Annotated in this window: 4 protein-coding genes; 2 read left to right on the top strand and 2 right to left on the bottom strand. The window is 41.2% G+C overall.

Annotated elements, in window-relative coordinates:
* Nucleotides 1-10 precede the first annotated feature (10 nt).
* Nucleotides 11-574 carry a hypothetical protein gene (locus tag Q0L00_RS19450; RefSeq protein WP_297338560.1) on the bottom strand — a complete coding sequence of 188 codons (564 nt, stop codon included), beginning with the start codon at nucleotides 572-574 and terminating at the stop codon, nucleotides 11-13.
* 33 nt (nucleotides 575-607) lie between these two features.
* Nucleotides 608-1,945 (bottom strand): T9SS type A sorting domain-containing protein, encoded by a 1,338-nt coding sequence (locus Q0L00_RS19445; RefSeq protein ID WP_297338559.1) that lies wholly within the window; start codon nucleotides 1,943-1,945, stop codon nucleotides 608-610.
* Between the two features lie 288 nt (nucleotides 1,946-2,233).
* Between Q0L00_RS19445 and Q0L00_RS19440 the strand changes: the two genes are divergently transcribed.
* Entirely contained in the window at nucleotides 2,234-3,202 is a 969-nt protein-coding gene (locus Q0L00_RS19440) for a transposase (protein ID WP_363318571.1), read from the top strand.
* 3 nt (nucleotides 3,203-3,205) lie between these two features.
* Entirely contained in the window at nucleotides 3,206-3,409 is a 204-nt protein-coding gene (locus Q0L00_RS19750) for a transposase (RefSeq protein WP_363318570.1), read from the top strand.
* Nucleotides 3,410-3,683: the final 274 nt, after the last annotated feature.

Here is a 3,683-nt window from a genome sequence, read left to right as displayed (position 1 = left end):
TTAGCCTCTTTTAAAAACTCTTCCCAAAACTTAGTCCGGCCCAATAAGGATTGAAAGACCAAATTTTCCCAGCTCTTACCGGAAAAGTAACAATTGGCGTATAACCAAACCTAAAAAAGAATCCCCCTTCCGGTTTTTGGTACCTGTATCCAACTCTAAGAGGAATAAAGGCGTCAAAAACTACTTTCTTGATTGTTTCAAATGTTTCCGAATCAAAATCAAAGCTTGTGTTTAAATAAGAAGTGAATCCCATACCCAATTCCAGATGATGATTTGACTTGCCATATAGTGCAGATATCTCTAATGGCAAAGCAGGGAGCCAACTAGTCTTCGAGTCTATATTTCTATTAGGCCATATAGAAAAACCTGCACTGGCATTTAACTTTAGCTTCCCTTTTTGATGGAAAATCTTGCTGTAGTTAATCGCATAGAATCCAGAACTTCCGCCAACTTCAAGATAAACCCCTTTTTTTGCGGTGAAGGTTCCGGGTTCGGTCTGAGCTGTTGCCCCTGAAGAAATAGCGAAAGCCAAGATCAAAACAAGCAATAACGAAGATTTATGTTGAATATTCATGGTTTTTCAATTTCGTGGTATGGTATTATTAGGTCAATTTTCAATTATAATTTGTTCTCGTAAGACATGATCTCCAGAATAAATATGAAGGAAATAAGTTCCGGGTTGTAAGCCTTTTGTATCTAAATAAACCTTATTTTCTGCAGATTTCCCAGTCCCCACCAGCTTCTCAGTACGATCAAAAATGTCAACTTTAAATATAATAATGGCCGGCTTATTTTTCTGAGTCTGTGATTCTCCATCTAAAGGTTCTCCTAATTGATTTTTTTCAACATCATATTCTACGAACAAATCACCGGATGAGGGATTGGGATAAATTTTAAAATCACCAGATGACATCGTATAACTGCAAGGTTGGACAGTTATTCCAGTCAAATGAGTTGCGCCACACCCGTTGTTGACCGAAACGCGAACCGGACCGTAGGAATTATTGTAGGAAGGAAGATAAAATGTTATCGTATTATTGGATGTGTTCTGGACAGTCCATCCCGAAGGATAAGTCCAATTATAGCTATATCCATTTTGGTGACCTGTGGGAACATTTGCAGTATAAGTATATGAATTACCATTACAAACCATCCCGGGACCTGATACCGATACTTGATACTGACTAAAAGAACCTATTTGGACAGAAAAGTTTCTTTTGGTACTATACCAAAAACCACCTCCTGGTTTTGAAATTGAACCCTGAACAGATATGTTATAACTTCCCTGAGGAGTACCTGCAGGCGCCACTATACTGACCGTTTCATTGGTAAACGCCGTATTTCCACCTCCATTAATTGACCACCCAGCGGGAGCAGTCCATTCATAGGGATAATGATAATAACAATATCCTCCTTCAGTCGGGGGAGACGAAGGAGGAGGTGGAAATATGCTGGCTAGGGTCGGACTAGTGGTATAGGTATAGGATTGTCCCGAAGAACACATCGCAGGACCTGAAATTGGGCTAGGAATCGGTACACGTGAAGTTGTCATAATCGTTTTGATTCCGTCACCAGAGTTGGGAAAGTTGCAACCATCTGCCGAAGCTTCTATTTCATAGTCTCCTGTATCGGGAAAAGTGAAAGTGAAATTTGCACCATCACCACCACCTACGATTTGATTACCCTGATAAACAACCCAACGAATATCACAAGAATAAACTTCGTGGCCGGAAATTTCATTGTAAATTCTTGCCGTATATGTGTAGGTTCCTTTTGGACAAACAAAACTAGATGCTCCCTCAATAACTACATCTAAAGCATACGCTTTGTTGGAAAAACCGAAAGAGGCAAAAAGTAGAAAAGAAGAAAAAATAATCTTTTGTCGTAAGAAGGAATTGAAAAGCAATAAAATGTTAGGAATCGAAGAAGTAAAAATTGGATTCATAGTTAGCGTTGTTTATTTACATCTAAAAATTAATCTTAAACTAATCTAAAAACTAAATATAAGATTAGCAACTGTCTTCAGGAAAATAAAAATTATATTTTTTCTTCTCTGATCACAAAATAATCTACGCACTGACCTTTACCACAAAGAGATTGGCTTCGGGCAAATCCAAGTAAGTCATCCGATGAATAAAATCCACCCGGAAAAACCTAAACCTTGATTATGCAATAGGATTTCGATTTGAGTCCAAAAGTTGTTAAATTTTGTTGTACAATCTGTTTTTGAAGTATGAAGAGTAGCACCAAAATGGTTAACCTTCCAATTGAATATTCCTCCAAGCCAGTTACCCCATTTGGAGGGATGAGTTTGATGAAACGATTTATTGATCAGGTAAGGATCCGGGAAAAGTTGGAAACGCTTAACCTTCCCCAACCGGGATCTAACCGGGGATATGATCCCAAGCAGATCGTGGAGAGCTTCTGGCTGGGCATCTGGACGGGGGCAAGCCGCTACATTCATTGTGATTGGCTACGATATGATCAGGTTCTCCACTCTATATTCGGCTGGGACACCATGCCCTCTCAGAGTACCTACAGTCGTTTTTTTGGCAAGTTTTCCCAGTCACTGAACACAGAGATTTTTCCTGAACTGCAGCATTGGTTTTTTGACCAGCTTAATATCGGAAGCCTCACCGTAGATTTTGACAGTACTGTCATCACTCGCTATGGGGATCAGCAGGGCAGTGCCAAAGGATACAATCCCAACAAACGGGGCCGGAATTCTCATCATCCGCTGATGGCTTTTGTGGAACAGACGCGTATGGTAGCCAATGCCTGGCTGCGTCCGGGAGATACCGCTGCCAGCAGCAGCTGCAAGGAGTTCATGGAGGAGACTTTCAAACAGGTGCTCAAAGACCAGAAAATAGGTCTGGTACGTGCAGATAGCGGGTTTTACACCGAAGAACTGATGTCGTATCTGGAAGAGCAACAGCTGAACTACATCATGGCCGTGAGAATGTATCCCAACGTGAAAAGTGAAGTCTGGGCCATCAAAGACTGGATCAGATTGGCTAAAGGGATTGAGCTAAGCGAAATGAAGTTTAGCCACGAAAACGGAAAACCCAGAAGGTATATCCTGGTCAAAAAGCAAATCGACATCAGGCCAAATGCCGCAGGCAAGATGCTCTTTGAGGATGAGCCAGGCTATCGCTACAGCTGCTATGTGACCAATATGGATCTTCCACTGGATCAGATATAAAACATGTACAACAACAGAGCAGACTGTGAAAACAGAATCAAGGAACTCAAGTATGACTTTGGCCTGGAAAACTTCTGCCTACAGGACTTCTGGGCAACTGAAGCCTCCTTCAGATTCATCATGGTTGCTTACAACCTGATGAGTCTGTTCCGCCATTTTGCACTCAATCATCATAATCGGGCAACATTAGGAACTCTCAGCTCCTAATGCTTTGCATTAGGAGCATGGACAGCTTCACACGCTAACAAAAAGGTCCTCAAGATCTCTTTGCCCACTAAACGAAGGCCGTGGATGGACGGAATTTTCTCCCAAATCTCAACTCTGAGCAACCCCTTTAATTACTCTAATGCATAATTCGGGTTAAAGATATTCTCTACTCCATAGCCCAATTCCAGGTAAGGCGTCCCAAAATCCAATCAGCTAGCTCTAAAAACTCTTTCCAATACTCAATCCTGCAAAAATTGATGTGAAAACCCAATCT

The organism is Algoriphagus sp., assembly GCF_024305035.1.
Lineage (GTDB): Bacteria > Bacteroidota > Bacteroidia > Cytophagales > Cyclobacteriaceae > Algoriphagus.
The sequence above is the reverse complement of the archived record's forward strand: the minus strand, read 5'-3'. Positions and strand labels throughout refer to the sequence as shown.

What these genes read in the sequence shown, in the direction of transcription:
- Q0L00_RS19450 (WP_297338560.1), bottom strand. Translation starts at nt 574, where the DNA reads ATGAATATTCAACATAAATCTTCGTTATTGCTTGTTTTGATCTTGGCT.
- Q0L00_RS19445 (WP_297338559.1), bottom strand. Translation starts at nt 1,945, where the DNA reads ATGAATCCAATTTTTACTTCTTCGATTCCTAACATTTTATTGCTTTTC.
- Q0L00_RS19440 (WP_363318571.1), top strand. Translation starts at nt 2,234, where the DNA reads ATGAAGAGTAGCACCAAAATGGTTAACCTTCCAATTGAATATTCCTCC.
- Q0L00_RS19750 (WP_363318570.1), top strand. Translation starts at nt 3,206, where the DNA reads ATGTACAACAACAGAGCAGACTGTGAAAACAGAATCAAGGAACTCAAG.